The following is a 20,393-nucleotide window of genomic DNA, read 5'->3' on the forward strand; positions in this document are numbered from 1 at the left end:
CAACCCCCAGAGACGCCCTGAACCCGCATCCACTCTATGCCGAGGGGCGTGGATGCACGCCCCCAGTATTTCCCTGACGGATCGCGGCGGAGAAGGCTATGCTCCCCGCGATGACGACTCACTCTGTTCACAGAATGGGGGTCCCGTCCGCGCAAGGTGAGTGCTGATGCTCCCTCACACCGCGAACGGGAATTCCCGGCTTTCCTTCTGGCCGCGCGTGCGCGAGTTCGCCGTGCCGCCCTCCATGATCGAGACCGCCACGGTCCGCCGCGATGCCGGGGACTGGGCGGGCGCCTGCGCCGCCGCCGGTGTCGACATCGATCTCGACCTACGATCCGTCGCGCGCACCCACGGCCGGGAACTGGCCACCCGAGTGCGCGCCGATCTCCGCCGACTCGCCCCTGACCTGCTCCGTTGGCATCTGCCGAGGATCGCGCCCGACGGGTTGCTGCGCCCGGGACTGACCCTCACCCTGGCCCGCTACGGGCACGATGCCTCGCACCTGCTCCACCTGGTGGTCCGGACTCCACCCGCCTGGGCCGACGGCGGCCAGCGGATCGGCCTCGCGCTGTGGGACGGCACCCACCGCGAGGCCGTAGCCCGTCGGCATCCGCATCCCCGGCCGAGCCGACGGTTCCGGCTCGACCTGCACCGACACCTGTGGGATGCGGGAAGGAGTGGTGAGCTGCGGGTCCGCTCCGGGGCCGACCGGCCACCCGGCGACGAACCTCCACCGATCCCGGCTCCGCTGGACACGGTGCCCGAGGCGTGGAACTGCGCCGTCGACCGGTGGGCCGCCGAGGCGGCGATCCTGCTCCGCGCCGAGGGCCGGACGACCGGTCCCGTCACCGTACGGTTCGGTTCCAGGCACCGGTTCGTGCTGGATCCGGCCGCCGACACCCTGCGGATCGCACCGGCACCGACCGACGGCAGCGCCGCCGCCCTCCCGGTCCTGCCCGACGCGGCGACCCGGGTCCCGCCCGACCTGGAACTCCTCCGCACCGGTGCGATCGAGGCCGGCCGGCTCCATCCGCTGGTCGCCGCCGCACTCGTACCGGATCGCTCTCGGCCGGACGGTTCCGTACGGACTCCGGACCGGGCAGGACAGCCGCACCTGGTCGAATGCCGGGGCGCCCTGCACCGGATCGGGCTGGTCGACGGCGTACTGGCACCCCTCGACCACGATCCGGACGAGATCCGGCGCGAGGAACTGCTGGTCGCGTTGACCGGTACTCCGCTGCCCTGCCTCCAGGCCATCGACGAGGCACACCGCCACCCGGACTGCCTCACCGGTGTCCGCGAACGCCTCATCCACGGCGACACCGCCGGCGCGCTGGCCGTCGTAGAGAGACTGCTCGGTCCCGACGCGGTGCTGCGCGGCGGCGCGCTACGGGACGAACTCCAGGCGGCGGCGCAACGGCGGCTCACGTACGGGCTGTTCAGGGCGGGCCTGACCGGCCCCGGACCGCGATCCGGCCACTTCTTCCCGGGACTTCCGCTCCCCCGTAAGGAACGCCTCCGCCGCGCCAACGGCCACTGACCGCACGGAACTTCACCCCCGCCGCACCAACAGCCGTTGGCCGCACGTCACTTCAACCCTGTCCTCACGCGCGCTCCATCCCTCACCCACGCACGCCCCACCGCAACCCAAAGGTGACCACATATGCCCACACGCGCCCTGTACGCCGCCACCGACACCCCTGCCCACCCCACCCAACTCGACGTCGCGGGTGACCTGTTGACCCTCCTGCGCGACACCACCACCGAACCGCGCCCCGACATCCAGCTGGAGGCCCTGACCCTGGCCGTCGCCGCCGACCTCCCCGTGCTGCTGTGGGGCGAGCCGGGAATCGGCAAGACGGCGGCGCTGACCCAGCTCGCCGCGGCCCTCGATCTGCCGTTGACGACGGTGATCGCCAGCGTGCACGAGCCGTCCGACTTCTCCGGGCTGCCCGTCGTGGGGGACGACCCCGCGGAGCAGGGCGTCCCGATGGCCCCGCCGGACTGGGCCGTACGACTCGTGCGGGCGGGCCGGGGGCTGCTGTTCCTGGACGAGTTGTCGACCGCGCCGCCCGCCGTGCAGGCCGCGCTGCTGCGGCTGGTGCTGGAGCGGCGGATCGGCGCGCTGCGGCTGCCGCCCGGGGTGCGGATCGTGGCCGCCGCCAACCCCCGCTCCTCGGCGGCCGACGGCTGGGAGCTGAGCCCGCCGCTGGCCAACCGGTTCGTGCACCTCCAGTGGACCCACGACCACGAGGTCGTCGTACGCGGCCTCGGCGGCACCTGGCCCCGGGCGACCCTCCCGCGACTCGACCCGGAGAAGCTGTCCGGAGCCGTGGACTACGCGCGCCGCGCGGTGTGCGGACTGCTCACCGGCCGCCCCAAGCTGGTCCACCAACTGCCCAGCGGCGAGACCCGGCGCGGCGGTGCCTGGCCCTCGCCCCGGAGCTGGGAGATGGCACTGTGCCTGATCGCGTTCGCGACCGCGGCCGGCTCTTCCCGGGAGGTGCTGTCCCTGCTGGCCAGGGGCACGGTCGGGGACGGCCCCGGGCTGGAACTGCTGGCCGCCGTGGACCGCATGGACCTCCCCGACCCCGAGACGTTCCTCGCCGATCCGACGGCCGGTGAGCTGCCCGAGCGCGGGGATCTGCGCCAGGCCGTGCTCGACGGCGTGGTGGCCGCGGTCCGCAACCGTCCCGACCGGGCCCGCTGGGACGCGGCGTGGGCGCTCCTGGTCCGGGCGCTGGAGACCGGTGCCCCGGACCTGGTCGTCGTCCCCGCGACCACCCTCGCCTCGCTGCGCCGGGAGGACTGGGACGTACCCGCGTCCATCGAGCAACTGGCCGGAGTGGTCGCCCTGTCGCAACGGGCGGACCGCGCCGCCGCGACCGTGAAGGGCGGCCGATGAACCCCGACCCGGCCGCGGACCTCGACCTCGACAAGCTCTTCGCCGCCCGCCTCTACGCGGCCCGAGTCCGCCCCTACCTGGCCACCGCCCTGTTCGCCCTGCACACCGTCGCGTCGCGGCAGGTACCGACGATGGCCGTCGACCGGCACTGGCGCTGCTATGTCTCGCCGGGGTTCGTGGACCGGATGCCGGTCGAGGACCTGGCCGGAGTCTGGGTCCACGAGGTCTCGCACCTGCTGCGCGACCACCACGGACGCAGCGACCGCCTCGCCCGCGAACGCGGACTGACCGGCCCGGGGGAGCGGCTGCGGATGAACATCGCCGCCGACATGGAGATCAACGACGACGCGTACGGCGAGGGCCTGGTCACCCCCGAAGGCGCGGTCCGGCCGGAGTCGTTGGGCCTGCCCGCCGGGAACCTGATGGAGGACTACCTGCGCTGGTTCCAACTGGGGCCGCGCACCCAGGCCTTGGCGTGGCTGGACTGCGGCAGCGGCGCCGACGGGCTCGACCGGGGCTGGGAGCTGGGTCCGGACGGCGCGCACGGGCTCAGCGAGCAGCAGCGCGACGCGGTCCGCTTCCGGGTGGCGCAGGGCATCGCCGGCCGCCCGGGCAGCGCCCCGAACGGATGGCGGCGGTGGGCCGAGGAAGCCTTCCATCCGCCGCAGCCGTGGCGGGAGTTGCTGGGGGCGGCGGTCCGCTCGGCGGTCTCCGCTCCCGGCGCGGGCGAGGACTACAGCTACGGCAGACCCTCGCGCCGCTCGGCCGGACTGCCCGGCGTGGTGCTGCCGAGCCTGCGCCGCAGACCGCCCCGGGTCTGCGTGGTCATCGACACCTCCGGGTCGGTCAGCGACGCCGAGCTGGGCAGCGCGCTCCTCGAAGTCGCCGCGATCTCAAGGGCGGTCGGTGGCCGCCGCGACCTGGTCACCGTGGTGCCCTGCGACGCGGCGGCCCGGGTCGCGCAACCACTGTGCCGCGCCGAGGGCATCGAGCTGCTGGGCGGCGGCGGTACGGATCTGCGCACCGGCTTCGCCAGGGCGCTGCGCACCCGGCCCGACGCCGTCGTGGTCCTCACCGACGGCCAGACCCCCTGGCCGGAGCGGCGACCGCCGTGCCGGACGGTGGTGGGCCTGTTCCCGCGCCGGTACGAGACCGGGATGTACGCCGAGGACGACCCCGACTACGTGCCGGACACACCGCCCGACTGGGCCCGCGTGGTCGAGATCGGGTCCGCCCCCGTCTCCCGCTGAGCACGCAAGGACACGGACTTCCCGGCGAGCGGCGCCTCCTGGAGCTCCAGCACCCAGACGTCGTTCACCCCTTCCCGCAGCACGGGCCCGGGCACGTACAGCTCCCGCTGCGGCCCGGCCGACCAGTACCGCCCCAGGTTGAACCCGTTGACCCACACGAACCCCCGCGTCCAGCCCGGCAGTTCGAGTACGGCGTCCCCGGCGCCCCGCACCTCGACGGCGCCCCGGTACAGGCCGGGGGAGTCGCCCGGGGGCAGCGCCCCCAGCGGAATGCCCTCGACATCGTCCAGCGCGTCCAGCCGCAGCCCACACGCGCGTACGTCGTGCAGGTACTGTCGCTCGTGCAACAGGCCCCCGGTGATCCCCTTCGATTCCCCGAGCCGGGGCCCGTAATTGGCCCTCCCCAGGGACTCCACCCACAGCTCCACGCGCGCGTGCCCGGCGACGGGTTCCTTGAGCTGCTCGTCGCCCTCCGTGAGGATCCCGGCCCGTTCCCCGTCGACGTAGACCACCGCCAGGTCCCGCAGTCCCCGCGCGGTGAGCGGATACGGGGCGCGCGGTCCCGGCACGGTCACCGCGTAGCGGACGAGACCGCGGTCGACGTCCAGTTCCTCGAAGGTGGGCGGGACCGGGCCCGTGTGCTCCGGTCCGCCGCGTGCCTCCAGTACGTCGGCCAGGGGCGCCCAGCCGGTCAGGCTCGCCTCGGCCGGGTGGTCCAACACGGGCGGTGCGGGCGGGAGTCCGGGCAGCGGGGCGTCGGCGTACTCGGCGAACACCTCGCGCAGTCGCCAGAACTTCTCCGTGGGGCGCCCGTACTCGTCGATCGGGGCGTCGTAGTCGTACGACGTCACATCGGGCTCCAACGGGCCCTCGTGCAGGGCGCCGCCGCCCCGGTTGGCGCCCGCCCAGCCGGCGAAGTTGGTGCCGCCGTGCGCCATGTAGACGTTGACCGACGCGCCGCACTCCAGGATCTCCCGCAGTGCGGACGCCGCGTCCTCGGCGGAGCGGAAGATGTGCTCGCCGCCCCAGTGGTCGAACCAGCCACACCAGAACTCCATGCACATCAACGGCCCCTCGGAGCGGAACTCGCGCAGCGTCTCGAAGGCCACGCGCGCGTGGGACCCGAAATTCACCGTCGCCAGGACACCGGGGAGCGAGCCGCCGTCCAGCATGTGGTCCTCGGGGCCGTCCGAGGTGCACAGCGGAACCGCCACTCCCTGGTCCCGCAACAGCGCCTCCACCTGCCGCAGATAGGCCGCGTCGGAGCCGTAGCTGCCGTACTCGTTCTCGACCTGCACCATGATCACCGGGCCGCCGCGGTCGAACTGGCGGGGCACGACCTCGGCCAGCAACCGGCGAAACCAGCGCTCCAGGTGGCCCAGGAAGCGCGCGTCACGGGTACGCGCGCGTGGCCCTAGCTCGCCCGTCAGCCAGTGCGGCAGCCCGCCGTTCTCCCACTCCGCGCAGATGTACGGCCCCGGGCGCACGATCGCCCACAGGCCCGCCTCCCGGGCCGCGTCCAGGAACCTGCCCAGCGCCCCCACGTCCCGGAAGTCGCCCGGCGCCGGCTCGTGCAGGTTCCACGGGACGTACGTCTCCACGCAGTTGAGGCCCATCGCCCGCAGCATCGCCAGCCGGTGCCCCCACTGCGCCTCGTGCACCCGGAAGTAGTGCAGCGCCCCGGACAGCAGCCGCACCGGCCGCCCGTCCAGCAGAAAGTCCCTGTCGCCCACCGTGAACTCGCTCATGCGCCGACTCTCTCCCCTTGGCGGCGATCACGTCCATGGACAAAGATCGCCACTACTTGGACCGAGTGACCCGTGAGGGGGCGCGGATGTACCACACCTGGATGCGGTTCTTCACGCCCACACCCGCCCACCACCGCCTCGGCCTCGCCTGCCTCGGCGTCGGCCTCCAGTACGGCGCCCTGCCCACGGTCGGCCCCCGCACCCTCGACCACCACGTGGCCGTGGTGATCAGCGCGGGCGGCGGCTGGTACCTGACCCCCGACGGCCGCCGCACCACCGTCACCGCGCCCGCGCTGCTGTGGCTCACCCCCGGGGTACCGCACCACTACGCGCCCGACCCCGGCGCCGGCTGGGACGAGGGGTTCGTCGACTTCACCGGGCCCGCGACGGCGACGTACACCGAACTCGGCTACATCGAGCCGGAGCGGCCCGTGGTGCCCCTCTCGGACGCGAGCGGACCCCGCGCGGTCATCGGGCGCATGGCCCGCGCCGCACGCCGCGGAAACCCCCTCCTGGAGGTGGAGACCGGCGCCGCCGTCCACGAGCTCCTGGTGGCCCTGCGCCTGGCCCGCGCCGACCTCGCCCCCGACGGCGACCCGGTCCTCCAGGGCCTCGCCCGCGACGCCTGTCTGCCGCTGACCGTCGCCGACCACGCGTCCCGGCACGGCATGACGCCCGCCGCCCTGCGCGCCGCCGTCCGCCGGGGCGCCGGCTGCAGCCCCAAGGACTACCTCCTGGGCATCCGCCTGGGCCGCGCCAAGGAACTCCTCGCCGCCACCGAACTCCCCGTCGCCGCCGTCGCCCGCCGCGTCGGCTACGACGACCCCGCCTACTTCTCCCGCCTGTTCACCCGCCGCGTCGGCATGCCACCCGTCCGCTTCCGCGCCCAGCAGGGCCGCACCGTCCCCGGCGGCTGGAGCGACCAGGTCCCCGATCCGGCCGATCCGCCGATCATCGGGTGGGCGCACTCCACGTAGGGTGGTCGCCCATGACCACCAGCAACAACGGAACCGGTGACGTCGACCCCGCCGTGCGCGAGGAACTGGCCAGGCTGCGCGACAGCATCGACAACATCGACGCGGCCGTCGTCCACATGCTCGCCGAACGCTTCAAGGCCACCCAGCAGGTCGGCTTCCTCAAGGCCACCCACCGGCTGCCGCCCGCCGACCCGGCCCGCGAGGCGCGCCAGATCGAGCGCCTGCGCACCCTGGCCGAAAACGCCAAGCTGGACCCGGCGTTCGCCGAGAAGTTCCTCAACTTCATCATCGCCGAGGTGATCCGGCACCACGAGCGCATCGCGGAGGACGCCGTCAACGGCGGTTCACCCACGGCGAACTGACCCCGACGAACCCGTAAGGGGCGTGACAGCGGGGTGTGTTCGGGGCGATGCTGCGCTGTGCACCGCTCGCGCACTCCTTGTCAGCCGACGGGCACACCCCGTCAGCGCCTGCCTCATAAGCTGGTCGTCCCACGCGGGAGGGACCTCGGGTCATGCCGTCGGATGCCAGGATCCTCATCGTCGACGACCATGAGGACACGCTGTACGCGCTGGAGAGCGCCCTCGCCCCGCTGGGCTACCGGCTCGCCCGCGCCACCAGCGGCGACGAGGCGCTCAAGCAGGTGCTCCGGGGCCAGGTCGGCCTGCTCCTCCTCGACGTGCGGATGCCCGGCGTCAGCGGCCTGGACGTGGTCCGCTATCTGCGCCGCCTCGAACAGACCCAGCACATCCCCGTCGTCCTCCTCACCGGCTTCGGCCTCGACCCCGAACTGACCGCCGCCGCCTTCGGCCTCGGCGTCGCCGACCTCATCACCAAACCCGTCGACCCCTGGACCCTGCGCACCAAGATCCGCTACCTCTACGACGCCCACCAGCGCCACCAGACCCTGGAACGGGAGCTCCGCGAACTGCGCGCCCTCCTCAAGGACCCGCCCGACCCCGGCCCGGCGCTGCCCCACCCGTCCCCGCCGCACCCGGACGCCCGCGTGCCCTACCAGCGCGACCCCAAGAACACCGCCACCCCCGCCACCCCCACCCCCGACCGGACATAGGCCGCGTACCGGACCGACCCTGTGCCATGTCAGTGCCATCAGGCAGCATGTCCACCATGTCCGTACTGACGCGCGACGAAGCGCAGACCCGTGCCAGGCTCCTCGACGTCCACCGCTACACGATCGAACTCGATCTGACGACGGGCGAAGACACCTTCGACTCCCGCACCGTCATCCGGTTCACCGCTCGTGCCGACGCGGACACCTTCGTCGAACTCAAGCCCGCCGAGCTGCGCTCCGTCACCCTCGACGGACACCCCCTCGACCCGGAACAACTCGTCGAGAACCGGCTCCCGCTGCCCGCTCTCACCGCGGGCGAGCACGAACTGCGCGTCGACGCGAGCATGCGCTACTCCCGCACCGGCGAGGGCATGCACCGCTTCACCGACCCCACCGACGGCGAGACCTACCTCTACACCCAGCTCTTCATGGACGACGTCCAGCGCGTCTTCGCCGCCTTCGACCAGCCCGACCTCAAGTCCGTCTTCGACCTCACCGTGACCGCCCCCGAAGGCTGGACCGTCCTCGCCAACGGCATCACCGAACACCTCGGCGAAGGCCGCTGGCAGGCCGCCACCACCCCCCTCATCCCCACCTACCTCGTGGCCGTGGCCGCCGGCCCCTGGCACTCGATCCGCACCGAACACCGAGGCCTGCCCTTCGGCATCCACTGCCGCCGCTCGCTGGCCCCGCACCTCGACGCGGACGCCGAGGAGATCCTCGACATCACCCGCCAGTGCTACGACCGCTACCACGAGAAGTTCGAGGAGCCCTACCCCTTCGACTCCTACGACCAGGCCTTCGTCCCCGAGTTCAACGCCGGCGCCATGGAGAACCCCGGACTCGTCACCTTCCGCGACGAGTTCGTCTACCGCTCCGCCGTCACCGACACCGAGCGCCAGACCCGCGGCATGGTCATCGCCCACGAAATGGCCCACATGTGGTTCGGCGACCTCGTCACCCTCCAGTGGTGGGACGACATCTGGCTCAACGAGTCCTTCGCCGAGTACATGGGCTACCAGACCCTCACCGAAGCCACCCGCTTCACCGACACCTGGACCGACTTCGGCGTCGTCCGCAAGGCCTGGGGCTACGACGCCGACCAGCGCCCCTCCACCCACCCCGTGGCCCCCGAGAACGTCGACGACACCGCCTCCGCCCTCCTCAACTTCGACGGCATCTCCTACGCCAAGGGCGCCTCCGCACTGCGGCAGTTGGTGGCCTGGCTCGGCGAGAAGGACTTCCTCGCCGGCATCAACACCCACTTCGCCCGCCACAAGTTCGCCAACGCCACCCTCGCCGACTTCATCGACTCCCTCGCCTCCGGCACCGAACGAGACGTCCACGCCTGGGCGGACGCGTGGCTGCGCACGACGGGCGTGGACACGCTCACGCCCACCATCACCCGCGCCGAAGACGGCACCCACACCCTCACCGTCGACCGCGCCGGCAGCCGCCCCCACCGCATCGCCGTCGGCCTCTACGACCAGGACCTCGGTGACACCGGCCGCCTCGTCCTGCGCGAACGCCTCGACCTCGACATCCCGCAGAGCGACCCCCAGGCCCTCGGTAAGCGCCCCGCACTGCTCCTCCTCAACGACGGCGACCTCACCTACGCCAAGGTCCGCTTCGACCCCGACTCCTTCGAAGCCATCCGCACCAGCCTCTCCGGCCTCCCCGGACCCCTCACCCGCGCGGTCGCCTGGAACGCCCTGCGCGACGCGGTCCGCGACGGCGGCAGCATCTCTCGGGGGGCGACCCCCGAACCCCCGATGCCCGCCTCCACCTACCTGGACGCCGCCCGAGCCCACCTCCCGCACGAGACGGACCTCGCCCTCGTCCAGGGCGTCCTCGCCTTCGCCTCCGCCCAGGTCACCGACCGCTACCTCACCCCCGAGGCCCGCCCGGCCGCCCTCGCCACCCTCACCGACCTGTGCCGCGACCTCATCCGCCGCACCGAGGACGGCTCCAACCCCGGCCTGCGCCTCATCGCCGTACGCCACTTCATCGACGTCGCAGCCCACCCCGAGACCATCGCCGCCTGGCTCGCCGAAGGCACCGTCCCCGGCGGCCCGGAGTTGGACCCCGAGCTGCGCTGGCGCGTCCTGGCCCGCCTCGCCGTCCTCGGCGCCACCGAAGAGAGCGCGATCGCCGCCGAGTTGGCACGGGACCCGTCCGCCACCGGCCAGGAAGGCGCCGCCCGCTGCCGCGCCGCCCTGCCCGACCCCGAGGCCAAACGCACGGCCTGGGACGCGATGTTCACCACCGACGACCTCTCCAACTACCTGTTCACCGCCACCGCCCAGGGCTTCTGGCAACCCGAACAGGCCGACCTCGTAGGGGAGTACGTGCCCCGCTTCTACGAGGACGCGGTCACCCTCGCCGCCCGCCGGGGCCCCGCCATGGCCGACGCCGCAGGCCGCTGGGCCTTCCCCACCCACGCCGTCGACCCCGAAACCCTCCGCCTCGGCGAGGAATGCCTCCGCGACGCCGACCTCACCCCGTCCCTGCGCCGCAAGCTCGTCGACCAACTCGACGACCTGGCACGGGCGTTGCGGGTACGGGGGGCAGCACCGCGACCCGAGTGATCCTCCCTGCCGACGATGCGGCGGGCTGATCGTCCTTCCTAGGCTCGGTTGAGCCAAGGACGATCAGCCCAGGAGGAACCCGTGATCGTAGTGACAGGTGCCACCGGCAACGTCGGCCGCGCACTGGTGGAACGCCTCACCGCCGCGGGCCGGCCCGTGCGGGCGCTGACGCGCGACCCCCAGCGGGCCGGATTACCGCCGCAGGCGGAGGTCGTCCGCCACCAACTCGACGACCCCGCCGCCCTGTTCACCGGCGCGACCCAGCTCTTCCTGAACCTCCAGGCCACCGGCGACGCGACCGGGGCACTGCTCGACGCGGCCCGCGCGGCCGGCGTCCGGCACGTCGTCATGCTCTCCTCCGGAATCGTCCGAGAGGGCGCCGACACCAGCCACCCCATCCACATCTGGCACGCCAAGGCCGAACAACAGGTACACGACAGCGGCCTGGCGGCGACCATCCTGCGGCCCCACGCCTTCGCGGCCAACGCCCTCCAGTGGACCGCGCAGATCCGCGTCGGCGACACCGTGCGCGGCCCCTACGCCGACGCGGTCTCGGCCCCCATCCACGAGGACGACATCGCCGCCGTGGCCGAACGCACCCTCCTCGACCCCGGCCACGAAGGCGCCGCCCACCGCCTCACCGGCCCCGAACCGATCACCACGGCCCAGCAGATCACCGCGATCGGCCACGCGGTCGGCCGCGATCTGCGCTTCACCGAGATCCCGGCCGACGAGGCGGACTCCCGCCTCTTCCCGCACGTACCACCGGAAATGCTCCGCGGCCTCCTCAAGGGCCTCGCCGCGAGCGTCGGCACGACACCGGAGACCACCACCGCGGTCGAGGACATCACCGGGGTACCGGCCCGCCCGTTCACCACCTGGGCGAAGGACCACGCGGACGACTTCAAGGCCTGACCCCCCAACACGTTTTCCCCGCACGGCAGTACCCCCTTTCGGGTTCTGATCGTTGTACTTTCCGGGCGCGTCGACCCACCTGCGTACAAGCTGGAACTCCCCCTGCCCCGCGCCCCGGAGGACAGCCCATGAGCAACGCGCCCCTCGCCTCAGGCGCCGAAGGCCCCGACGCCCTGCGGCCGTTGCTCGACACCGTCCTCGCCGCGCTCGGCACCGGACGGCGCGCCCGCGGCGGACCGTTCCCGGCCGGCGGCCCCGACGCGGTCGCCGCCCGGCTCCGGGAGGCCGTGGGGGACGTACTCCCCGAAGACGGCGACCCAACCGCCCTGCGCACCCTCGTGCACGCCCTCGCCGAAGGCGCCGCCGACCCCGCCGACCCGCTGTGCGCGGCACACCTGCACTGCCCGCCGCTCGCCGTCGCCACCGCCGCCGACCTCGCCGTCAGCGCGCTGAACCCCTCGCTCGACTCCTGGGACCAGGCCCCCGCCGCCTCCGCCCTCGAAGCCCTCGTCACCCGCACCCTCGCCCACGAGATCGGCCTCGCCGACGCCCTCGTCACCAGCGGCGGCACCGAAGCCAACCAACTCGCCCTGCTCCTCGCCCGCGAAGCCCACAGCGGCACCGTGCAGTTGGTCTGCGGAAGCAACGCCCACCACTCCCTGCCCCGCGCCGCCTGGCTCCTCGGCCTGCCCGACCCCGTCGTCGTCCCCGCACCCGCCGGCACCCTCGACCCCGCCGCCCTCGACGAGGCCCTCACCGCCCTGCCCGGCCCCCGCGGCTCCGTCCTGGTCGCCGCCACCGCAGGCACCACCGACGCCGGCCTCATCGACCCGCTCCCCGAGATCGCCGGCCTGTGCGCCGCCCATGGCGCCCGCCTCCACATCGACGCCGCCTACGGCGGAGGCCTCGTCTTCAGCGACCGCCACCGCGACAAACTCGCCGGCCTCGACCGCGCCCACACCGTCACCCTCGACCTGCACAAACTCGGCTGGCAGCCCGTCGCCGCCGGCCTCCTCGCCGTACGCCACCCCCGCGACCTCGCCGCCCTCACCCAGCGCGCCGACTACCTCAACGCCGACGACGACACCGAAGCCGGCCTCCCCGACCTCCTTGGCCGCTCCATGCGCACCACCCGACGCCCCGACGTCCTCAAACTCGCCGTCACCCTGAAAACCCTCGGCCGCACCGGACTCGGCACCCTCGTCGACCAAGTCTGCGCCCGCGCACGGGAGTTCGCCGCCATGGTCCACAACCACCCCGGCTTCGAGCTCTACGACCCGCCCGTCATCAGCACCGTGCTGTTCCGGCCCGCCGAAGCCACCGACGAGGCCGTGGCCGCCGTACGCCGACAACTCCTCCACGACGGACGCGCCGTCCTCGGCCGGGCCGCCCTCGACGGCCGGCTCTGGCTCAAGGCCACCCTCCTCAACCCCCACACCCGGCCCGACGACCTGGCCGCCCTCCTGAAACTGGTGGAAGGGCACACCCCCCGATGAGCCACCCCCCGATGAGCCACCCCTCGACGGGTCACCCCCAGACCCCCAACCCCCCACGCCACGAACCCGATCCACCCCGCGACCTGGTCGGCATCGGCATCGGCCCCTTCAACCTCTCCCTCGCCGCCCTCGCCCACCCCCTCACCGAGCTCGACACCGCCTTCTACGAACAGCGCCCCGGCTTCGACTGGCACCCCGGCCTGCTCATCGACGGCACCACCGTCCAAGTCCCCTTCCTCGCCGACCTGGTGACCCTCGCCGACCCCGCGAGCCCCTGGTCCTTCCTCAACTACCTGCGGGCCCGCGACCGGCTCTTCCCCTTCTACTTCGCCGAGCGCTTCCGCATCCAGCGCGCCGAGTACGACGCCTACTGCCGCTGGGTCGCGGACAGCCTCCCCGGACTCCACTTCGGCCACCAGGTCGACGCCGTCCGCTTCAACCCCGAACGCGACGTCTTCGAAGTCGACTTCACCCAGCTCGACAGCGACGGAGAGGCCGGGGCCCTCGGGCGGACGTACACCAAGAACATCGTCCTCGGCGTCGGCACCGCCCCCTACGTCCCCGACCCGCTCAAGCCCCTCGTCGAAGCCCCCGGCGTCCCCGTCATCCACGCCGCCGACTACCTCGCCCACCGCGAAACGCTCCTCGCCGCCGAACACATCACCGTCATCGGCTCCGGACAGACCGGGGCCGAAGTCTTCCTCGACCTGCTCCGCAACCGGCCCGCGGGACTCGAGAAACTCCACTGGATCGGCCGCAGCGAGGCCTTCGCCCCCATGGAGTACTCCAAGCTCGGCCTGGAGCACTTCACCCCCGACTACACCCGCTACTTCCACGCCCTCGCCGAACCCGTCCGCGACCGCCTCGTCACCGCACAGTGGCAGCTCCACAAGGGCATCGACGCCGACACCATCGCCGCCATCCACGACGAGCTCTACCGCCGTACCCTGCACGGCGGTTGGCCCGACGCCATCCTCACCCCCGGCGTCCGCGTCCGCACCGCCGGCCGGATCACGACCACCAAGGTCGAACTCCACCTGGAACACGTCCAGCAGAACACCCGCTCCCGCCTCACCACCGACGCCGTCGTCCTCGCCACCGGCTACCGCGAACGCCCCCTCGGCCGCATCCTCGCCGGACTCGACCCCTACCTGCGCCGCGACAGCGCCGAACGCCCGCACATCGACAAGCAGTTCAGACTCGTCCTCGACCCCTCCGTCACCGGCGCCGACTGCCACGTCTACGTCCAGAACGCCGAACTCCACACCCACGGAGTCGGCGCCCCCGACCTCGGCCTCGCCGCCTGGCGCAGCGCCACCATCCTCAACTCCCTGACCGGCAAAGAGCCTTACCCCCTGCCGGACCGAACGGCCTTCACGACCTTCGGGCTCGACCCGCAGGCCCAGATCCCCCAGGCCCGGCAGGCCCGGACCCTCACCTCCTCGTCGAAGGCAGGTGAGGGCTCCAGCGGGCGCCAGAAGACAGACAAGCACTAGAAGACAGGCGTGCCGTTCCGCGTCAACTTCCAGTCCACCGAAGCGAACTCCGCCGGATCCAGCACACCCTTCGCGGTCACCCACTCCGCGATCCGCGTCCGGATCTCCGTCGACTCCGACCACACCTCGGTCGCCGACGCCACATGCGGGAACGCACCGCCGCCGTTCGCCCGGTAGTTGTTCACCGCCAGCACGAACTGCTGCGCGTCGTCCAGCGCCGCACCGTTGCAGGTGAGGTTCTTGATTCGCGAACCGGCCGCCTGCGCGATGTCGATGTCGTACGAGAACCCCGACACGTAGTCGTAGTTGTAGTCCGGACGGCCACCCGCGTTCGTCAACTTCTCCGTGTCGACGACCGCGTCGGCGGCCGTCTGCACGAAGTACTCCGCCGAGTACTCCAGATACGCCCGCACCTGAGCACCCGACAGCAACTTCGCCACCAGCGTGTTGTCGTACACGTACAGACCCGACAGATCCCGGATCGTCACCTCGCCCGCCGGGATCTCCGAGGTCCGCGAGAACGGCGACGCCTGCGCGATCACCGGCAGCGACGCATACGCCGTCCCCGCCAACGCCGCCTTCACCACGTCTTCCTGGACCTTGGTGATCAGATCGATGATCGGCGCGTCCTTGTACCGCGCGTCCACCGTCGTCAGCGTCGCCGTCGCCGTACCGACCACCTGGTTGACGTACTCCACGACCAGCGCGTGCTCGTCCTTCAGCAACCGCGTGATCTTCGGATCGTCCGCGACCGTCTTCGCGTCCCGCAGCGAAGCCGCCACCGACTCGACGGTCCAACGCCCCTTCTCGAAGACCAACTCGAAGTCGAACACGCTCAACCGCTCGGCGTAGCACAGCGGTTCGGACAGCACGACCGTCTTCCCCGTCGCCGTGTTGGTGACCTTCAACTCCGGGATCTCCACATGCGCGTGACCCACCAGAATCGCGTCGATCCCCGGCACCTGCTGCGCGACCAGCGCCGCCGAGTTCTCCACGTACGGCAGCTGATCACCGTACGACGACGTCCCCGACGACCCCGAATGCGCCGACACCACGACGACATCCGCCCCCATCGACCTGAGCTTCGGCACCCACTTCGCGGCCTGCTCCTCAAGCCCCGGGAACGTCAACTTCCCCTGCACATACGCCTTGTCCCAGATCGCGATCCCCGGGTTCGTCAGCCCCAGCACCGCCACCTTCACCGGCGGCGCGCCCGGCACCTGGAACTTCTTGATGAAGTACGGCGGGAACGCCGGCTTCAGCGTCTTCGCGTCCAGCGCGTTCGCGCCCAGCAGCGGGAAGCGGCACTGGTCCTCGAACTTCCGCAGCGTCTCGATGCCGTAGTTGAACTCGTGGTTGCCCAGCGCCGCCGCGTCGTACCCGATCGCGTTCATCGCCTGCGCCATCGGATGCACCGGACCGCCCTTGGCGGTGATCGGATCCACCTTCGCGAAGTAGTACGTCAGCGGCGTGCCCTGGATCGTGTCGCCCGCGTCCAGCAGCAGCGTGTTCCGCCGGCCCTTCTCCTGCCGGATCTGGTTCACCAGGGTCGACACCCGCGCCAGACCCATGGCGTTGCCCTTGGCGTCCGAGTACTCCGCGTCCTTGAAGTAGTCCCAGTTGAAGACATGCCCGTGCAGGTCGGTCGTGCCCAGCACGGTCAGCGAGTACCGCTTCGGGGGCCTGCCCGGCTTCTGCTCCGCGGCCTGCGCCGCCGGAGCCGCCGCCGCACCGGCCAGCGCCACCCCCGCACCCGTCACGGCGGACTTCTTCAGGAACTTCCGGCGGTTCAAGGGCATGTCTGGATCTCCTCGGGAAACGGTCAACAACGCGCGTAGATTCTTACTCGTCTCTTACTGGAAGCGACAGGCTCCGCAGGTTTCGATCTGATGACCAGAAGACGCCACAACTGACAGAGTGGGACGTATGACCACCCCCACCCCGGACGAACCCCAACCCGCCGTCCCCTACGGCACCCCCGACGCCCCGCGCATCGCCGTCCGCGGCGAGGCCCGCCTCGAAGTCGACCCCGAAATCGCCCGCATCGGCATCACCGTCGCCGCCCGCGGCACCGACCGCCGCACCGCCCTCGACGACCTCACCCGCCGCAACGCCACCGTCCTCGACCTGGTCAAAAGCTACGGCGAAGCAGTCGAACGCCTCGAAACCGGCGGCTTCTCCATCACCCCCGAACTCACCAAGCACGGCCGCGGCGAACGCGTCCACCGCTACCACGGCAGAGTCCACATCACCGCCGAACTCGCCGACTTCACCACCCTCGGCGAACTCACCACCCGCCTTGCCGACCTGGAACTCACCCGCGTCGACGGCCCCTGGTGGGCCCTGCGCCCCGACTCACCCGTCCACCGCCAGGCCCGCCAGCAAGCCGTACGCGAAGCCGTCCAACGCGCCCGCGAATACGCCGAAGCACTCGGCACCACCCTCGCCGCCCTCGTGGAACTCGCCGACATCGGCGCCGAGAACGCCGAAACCTACGGATCTCCCCAGCGCCGTATGCGCTCCATGTCCCTCGCGGGAGCAGCCGCCGAGGACACCGCCGCCGCACCCCTCGACCTCGAACCCCAACGGCAACACGTCTACGCCCAGGTCAACGCACGCTTCACCATGGCGCCCCCGAGCCTGTGATCCGACCCCGCAATTCACCGATTCGAACGCTCATTGGAGCACCCCACCGCACATTCAAGCCTTGTCAATAATCCTTCACCCAAAGGTTGTTGAGTAGTCATGCGCGACCAATTCCCTACCCGTCGGTAAGCTCTAGGCTCAAACCATGCGCCGAGCAAAAATCGTCTGTACATTGGGCCCCGCCACCGACTCGTACGACCAGATCAAAGCCCTGGTCGAAGCCGGAATGGACGTAGCCCGCTTCAACCTCAGCCACGGCACCCACGCCGAACACGAGGAGCGCTTCCAGCTGGTGCGAAAGGCCGCCGAAGAGACCGGCCGCAGCATCGGAATGCTCGCCGACCTTCAAGGCCCGAAGATCCGACTCGGCCGATTCACCGAAGGCCCCGTACTCCTTGAACGCGGAGACACCTTCACCATCACCGTCGAAGACGGCGCCGAAGGCGACCGCCAGTCCTGCGGCACCACCTACGCCGGCCTCGCCACCGACGTCACCCCCGGCGAACGCGTCCTCGTCGACGACGGCAAGGTCTGCCTCGAAGTCACCTCCGTCGACGGCCCCCGCGTCCACACCCAGGTCGTCGAAGGCGGCATGGTCTCCGACCACAAGGGCCTCAACCTCCCCGGAGTCTCCGTCTCCGTCCCCGCCCTCTCCGACAAGGACGAGAACGACCTCCGCTGGGCGCTGCGCTCCGGCTTCGACGTCATCGCCCTCTCCTTCGTCCGCAGCGGCAAGGACATCGACGACGTCCACCGCATCATGGACGAGGAGGGCCACCGCCTCCCCGTCATCGCCAAGGTCGAGAAGCCCCAGGCGGTCGAGGCCATCGACGGCATCGTCGCCGCCTTCGACGGCATCATGGTCGCCCGCGGCGACCTCGGCGTCGAAATGCCCCTCGAACAGGTTCCGATCGTCCAGAAGCGCGCCATCAAACTGGCCAAGCGCAACGCCAAACCGGTCATCGTCGCCACCCAGATGCTCGACTCGATGATCGAGAACTCCCGCCCGACCAGGGCGGAAGCCTCCGACGTGGCGAACGCGGTCATCGACGGCACGGACGCGGTGATGCTGTCCGGCGAGACCAGCGTCGGCAAGTACCCCATCGCCACCGTCACCACCATGGCCCGCATCGTCGAAGCCGCCGAGGAAGACATCCTCGCCAAGGGCCTGCCCCCGCTGACCGAACGCAACAAGCCCCGCACCCAGGGCGGCGCGGTGGCCCGGGCCGCCGCCGAGATGGGCGACTTCCTCGGCGCGAAGTACCTGGTCGCCTTCACCCAGTCCGGCGACACCGTCCGCAGGCTCTCGCGCTACAGGTCCCCCATCCCCGTGATGGCCTTCACCCCCGACCCGGCCACCCGCGCCCAACTCACCCTTACCTGGGGCGTGGAGACCATCCTCGGCCCCCACGTCGACTCCACCGACGCGATGGTCGACCAGGTCGACGAACTCCTCCTCAAGTACGGCCGCTGCCAGAAGGGCGACATCGTCGTCATCACGGCGGGCTCGCCCCCCGGAGTGGCCGGCTCGACGAACCTCGTCCGCGTGCACCATGTCGGCGAGGACGACAGTCCCAAGTAGCGGAGGAGGGTCAGTGTTTGGGGCCCACGTGGGTGTCCATGAGGGCTACTGAGGCTTTGCGGGCGACGGAGATGTTCTGCGCGTTCGCCTGTTTCCAGCTGACGCCGACTTTGTCGAGGGTGTCGGTGTAGAGCTGCCTGATATCTGTTGAGAGGTTGGTGAAGAAGTACCGGGGGTATTCGTAGCGCTTGCGTTCACCGGCGACCATGCGGGTGGTCCAGTTGGTGATACGACAGCCGTCGGAGTGGATGAGACCCCGGGTGAATTCCCAGGGGTGGGCGTCGACGATTTCCTGCTGCCAGGGTTCGAGGGCGATGCGGCGCTGGTGCTTCTTGCCGGGGGCATGCTGGGGAAACAGATTGGGCCAGTGCCGGAAGTAGCTGGTGACCATCGCGTAGCCCTCCTTCTGGAGTGCGTGGACGCCAATGCCAGGGCGCACCTTCGAGATGGCTTCACGACACAGTTGGAGGAGACCGGGCCATGCGTCGGCGCACGCGATCCTGAGGTAGTAGCCGGTGCCGCGAGGGTGGGGGCTGATACAGCCGTCGCCGAGGTACAGGCCCAGGAGGTAGGCGTAGGCGTGATGGTCGGCAGGTGGTCCGGGGTCCGGAGTCGAGATGCTGGGCAGCGGTTCGAGCCGATCCTGCCAAGAGCGGATCGCTGCGCGTGAGATGCCGGTCTCGCGGCTCACGGAGTTGAGGCTGCGGCCTTGTTCGACCAGCGCGAGTGCTCGCTTGCGTGTGCTGATGTCGTACATATGGACACTCTGTGAGAGTGATCGTCACGGCACGCAGCAAAAAGCGGAGGTTCACGCGAACGTGAACCTCCGCTTACAAGTGCCCGGTGTGGGATTCGAACCCACATGCCCTAAGGCACGGTGGTTTGAGCACCGCGAGTCTGACCAGTTCCTCCAACCGGGCAGGTTGGTGAGCCGTCGGGAAGTCTACCGGGTCACCGCAGGTCCCCGCCTCTAGGTAGGCTGCATAAGCAGCACAACCTGCCCGGCCCGCACCAAGGAGCCCCCGTGACCGCCCCCGAGTCGCCCCAGCCCGTAGACGCGCCCGACGACGACAAGTCGCACGTGCCTCCGCTGACGACCCGTGTCGTCATCGCCGAGGACGAGGCCCTGATTCGGCTCGATCTCAAAGAGATGCTCGAAGAAGAGGGGTACACCGTCGTCGGTGAGGCCGGCGACGGTGAGCAGGCCGTCGAGCTGGCCCGTGAGCACAAGCCCGACCTCGTGATCCTCGACGTGAAGATGCCGAAGCTGGACGGTATCTCCGCGGCCGAGAAGATCGCCGAGGAGGGCATTGCCCCCGTGCTGATGCTCACCGCCTTCTCGCAGCGTGACCTCGTCGAGCGGGCCAGGGACGCCGGTGCGATGGCGTACCTCGTGAAGCCGTTCAGCAAGAGTGACGTCGTGCCCGCGATCGAGATGGCGGTGTCGCGCTTCACCGAGCTCAAGCAGCTTGAGCAGGAGGTCGCCGACCTCACGCTGCGGCTGGAGACCCGCAAGCTGGTCGACCGCGCGAAGTCGATCCTGCAGACCGAGTACGGACTGTCCGAGCCCGCCGCGTTCCGCTGGATCCAGAAGACGTCGATGGACCGTCGGATGTCGATGCAGCAGGTCGCCGAGGCGGTCATCCAGGACGCGGACGAGAAGAAGTCCTCGAAGGGCTGACACTGCCGACAGTCACTACGACGAGGCCCGCGCCCCC

General features: G+C 71.0%; 16 protein-coding genes and 1 tRNA gene. 13 read left to right on the forward strand and 4 right to left on the reverse strand.

Going from position 1 to position 20,393, the window contains the following annotated elements:
* Positions 1–166 precede the first annotated feature (166 nt).
* The 3 genes from OH768_RS38800 (at position 167) to OH768_RS38810 (ending at position 4,155) form a co-directional block, all read left to right on the forward strand.
* Complete coding sequence (locus OH768_RS38800; protein ID WP_406460854.1) at positions 167–1,540, forward strand: hypothetical protein; 1,374 nt, start codon at positions 167–169, stop codon at positions 1,538–1,540.
* 123 nt (positions 1,541–1,663) lie between these two features.
* Positions 1,664–2,905: an AAA family ATPase gene (locus OH768_RS38805; protein ID WP_406460855.1), complete on the forward strand. Its 1,242-nt coding sequence runs from the start codon at positions 1,664–1,666 to the stop codon at positions 2,903–2,905.
* A complete protein-coding gene (locus tag OH768_RS38810; protein ID WP_406460857.1) occupies positions 2,902–4,155 on the forward strand; it encodes a DUF2201 family putative metallopeptidase in 1,254 nt (417 codons plus the stop codon). The genes OH768_RS38805 and OH768_RS38810 overlap by 4 nt, the downstream gene beginning before the upstream one ends.
* Here the strand turns inward: OH768_RS38810 and OH768_RS38815 are convergent.
* On the reverse strand, positions 4,086–5,903 hold the full coding sequence (locus OH768_RS38815; protein WP_406460859.1) for a glycoside hydrolase family 35 protein: 1,818 nt from the start codon (positions 5,901–5,903) through the stop codon (positions 4,086–4,088). The two genes, OH768_RS38810 and OH768_RS38815, sit on opposite strands and share 70 nt — an antisense overlap.
* Positions 5,904–5,989: 86 nt before the next feature.
* On the opposite strand from OH768_RS38815, the gene OH768_RS38820 reads away from it, so the two are divergent.
* The 7 genes from OH768_RS38820 to OH768_RS38850 all read left to right on the forward strand — a co-directional run bounded on the left by OH768_RS38820 (position 5,990) and on the right by OH768_RS38850 (position 14,447).
* Positions 5,990–6,880: a helix-turn-helix domain-containing protein gene (locus tag OH768_RS38820; RefSeq protein ID WP_406465625.1), complete on the forward strand. Its 891-nt coding sequence runs from the start codon at positions 5,990–5,992 to the stop codon at positions 6,878–6,880.
* Between the two features lie 11 nt (positions 6,881–6,891).
* Positions 6,892–7,242: a chorismate mutase gene (locus tag OH768_RS38825; RefSeq protein WP_093625585.1), complete on the forward strand. Its 351-nt coding sequence runs from the start codon at positions 6,892–6,894 to the stop codon at positions 7,240–7,242.
* A 152-nt stretch (positions 7,243–7,394) separates the two neighbouring features.
* Positions 7,395–7,952 (forward strand): two-component system response regulator, encoded by a 558-nt coding sequence (locus OH768_RS38830; RefSeq protein WP_406460862.1) that lies wholly within the window; start codon positions 7,395–7,397, stop codon positions 7,950–7,952.
* A 56-nt stretch (positions 7,953–8,008) separates the two neighbouring features.
* Positions 8,009–10,540 (forward strand): aminopeptidase N, encoded by a 2,532-nt coding sequence (gene pepN / locus OH768_RS38835; protein ID WP_406460864.1) that lies wholly within the window; start codon positions 8,009–8,011, stop codon positions 10,538–10,540.
* Positions 10,541–10,621: 81 nt separating this feature from the next.
* Positions 10,622–11,455, forward strand: coding sequence for an SDR family oxidoreductase (locus OH768_RS38840; protein ID WP_406460865.1), 834 nt, complete (start codon positions 10,622–10,624; stop codon positions 11,453–11,455).
* A 128-nt stretch (positions 11,456–11,583) separates the two neighbouring features.
* Positions 11,584–12,951 (forward strand): pyridoxal phosphate-dependent decarboxylase family protein, encoded by a 1,368-nt coding sequence (locus OH768_RS38845; protein WP_406460867.1) that lies wholly within the window; start codon positions 11,584–11,586, stop codon positions 12,949–12,951.
* An 11-nt stretch (positions 12,952–12,962) separates the two neighbouring features.
* A complete protein-coding gene (locus tag OH768_RS38850) occupies positions 12,963–14,447 on the forward strand; it encodes a lysine N(6)-hydroxylase/L-ornithine N(5)-oxygenase family protein (protein WP_406465626.1) in 1,485 nt (494 codons plus the stop codon).
* On the opposite strand, the gene OH768_RS38855 is transcribed toward OH768_RS38850, so the two are convergent.
* A complete protein-coding gene (locus OH768_RS38855) occupies positions 14,444–16,246 on the reverse strand; it encodes a bifunctional metallophosphatase/5'-nucleotidase (RefSeq protein ID WP_406460869.1) in 1,803 nt (600 codons plus the stop codon). The genes OH768_RS38850 and OH768_RS38855 overlap by 4 nt on opposite strands.
* A 127-nt stretch (positions 16,247–16,373) precedes the next feature.
* On the opposite strand from OH768_RS38855, the gene OH768_RS38860 reads away from it, so the two are divergent.
* Positions 16,374–17,093, forward strand: a complete 720-nt coding sequence (locus OH768_RS38860) for an SIMPL domain-containing protein (protein WP_406460871.1) — start codon at positions 16,374–16,376, stop codon at positions 17,091–17,093.
* Between the two features lie 145 nt (positions 17,094–17,238).
* The gene (pyk, locus tag OH768_RS38865; RefSeq protein ID WP_406460873.1) at positions 17,239–18,675 is read left to right on the forward strand and encodes a pyruvate kinase; all 1,437 of its coding nucleotides are present in this window, start codon (positions 17,239–17,241) and stop codon (positions 18,673–18,675) included.
* Positions 18,676–18,685: 10 nt separating this feature from the next.
* Here the strand turns inward: pyk and OH768_RS38870 are convergent, their stop codons facing one another.
* Complete coding sequence (locus OH768_RS38870; RefSeq protein WP_406460875.1) at positions 18,686–19,432, reverse strand: helix-turn-helix domain-containing protein; 747 nt, start codon at positions 19,430–19,432, stop codon at positions 18,686–18,688.
* Between the two features lie 80 nt (positions 19,433–19,512).
* A tRNA-Leu gene (locus OH768_RS38875) sits at positions 19,513–19,595 on the reverse strand.
* Positions 19,596–19,699: 104 nt separating this feature from the next.
* Between OH768_RS38875 and OH768_RS38880 the strand changes: the two genes are divergently transcribed.
* Positions 19,700–20,356, forward strand: a complete 657-nt coding sequence (locus OH768_RS38880; protein WP_019062225.1) for an ANTAR domain-containing response regulator — start codon at positions 19,700–19,702, stop codon at positions 20,354–20,356.
* Positions 20,357–20,393: the final 37 nt, after the last annotated feature.

The sequence above is a fragment of the Streptomyces sp. NBC_01622 genome (genome assembly GCF_045209635.1).
Lineage (GTDB): Bacteria > Actinomycetota > Actinomycetes > Streptomycetales > Streptomycetaceae > Streptomyces.

Bases quoted from the DNA above. Each gene is read 5' to 3' on its own strand.
- OH768_RS38800 (WP_406460854.1), top strand. From the start codon at position 167: ATGCTCCCTCACACCGCGAACGGGAATTCCCGGCTTTCCTTCTGGCCG.
- OH768_RS38805 (WP_406460855.1), top strand. From the start codon at position 1,664: ATGCCCACACGCGCCCTGTACGCCGCCACCGACACCCCTGCCCACCCC.
- OH768_RS38810 (WP_406460857.1), top strand. From the start codon at position 2,902: ATGAACCCCGACCCGGCCGCGGACCTCGACCTCGACAAGCTCTTCGCC.
- OH768_RS38815 (WP_406460859.1), bottom strand. From the start codon at position 5,903: ATGAGCGAGTTCACGGTGGGCGACAGGGACTTTCTGCTGGACGGGCGG.
- OH768_RS38820 (WP_406465625.1), top strand. From the start codon at position 5,990: ATGTACCACACCTGGATGCGGTTCTTCACGCCCACACCCGCCCACCAC.
- OH768_RS38825 (WP_093625585.1), top strand. From the start codon at position 6,892: ATGACCACCAGCAACAACGGAACCGGTGACGTCGACCCCGCCGTGCGC.
- OH768_RS38830 (WP_406460862.1), top strand. From the start codon at position 7,395: ATGCCGTCGGATGCCAGGATCCTCATCGTCGACGACCATGAGGACACG.
- pepN (WP_406460864.1), top strand. From the start codon at position 8,009: ATGTCCGTACTGACGCGCGACGAAGCGCAGACCCGTGCCAGGCTCCTC.
- OH768_RS38845 (WP_406460867.1), top strand. From the start codon at position 11,584: ATGAGCAACGCGCCCCTCGCCTCAGGCGCCGAAGGCCCCGACGCCCTG.
- OH768_RS38850 (WP_406465626.1), top strand. From the start codon at position 12,963: ATGAGCCACCCCTCGACGGGTCACCCCCAGACCCCCAACCCCCCACGC.
- OH768_RS38855 (WP_406460869.1), bottom strand. From the start codon at position 16,246: ATGCCCTTGAACCGCCGGAAGTTCCTGAAGAAGTCCGCCGTGACGGGT.
- OH768_RS38860 (WP_406460871.1), top strand. From the start codon at position 16,374: ATGACCACCCCCACCCCGGACGAACCCCAACCCGCCGTCCCCTACGGC.
- pyk (WP_406460873.1), top strand. From the start codon at position 17,239: ATGCGCCGAGCAAAAATCGTCTGTACATTGGGCCCCGCCACCGACTCG.
- OH768_RS38870 (WP_406460875.1), bottom strand. From the start codon at position 19,432: ATGTACGACATCAGCACACGCAAGCGAGCACTCGCGCTGGTCGAACAA.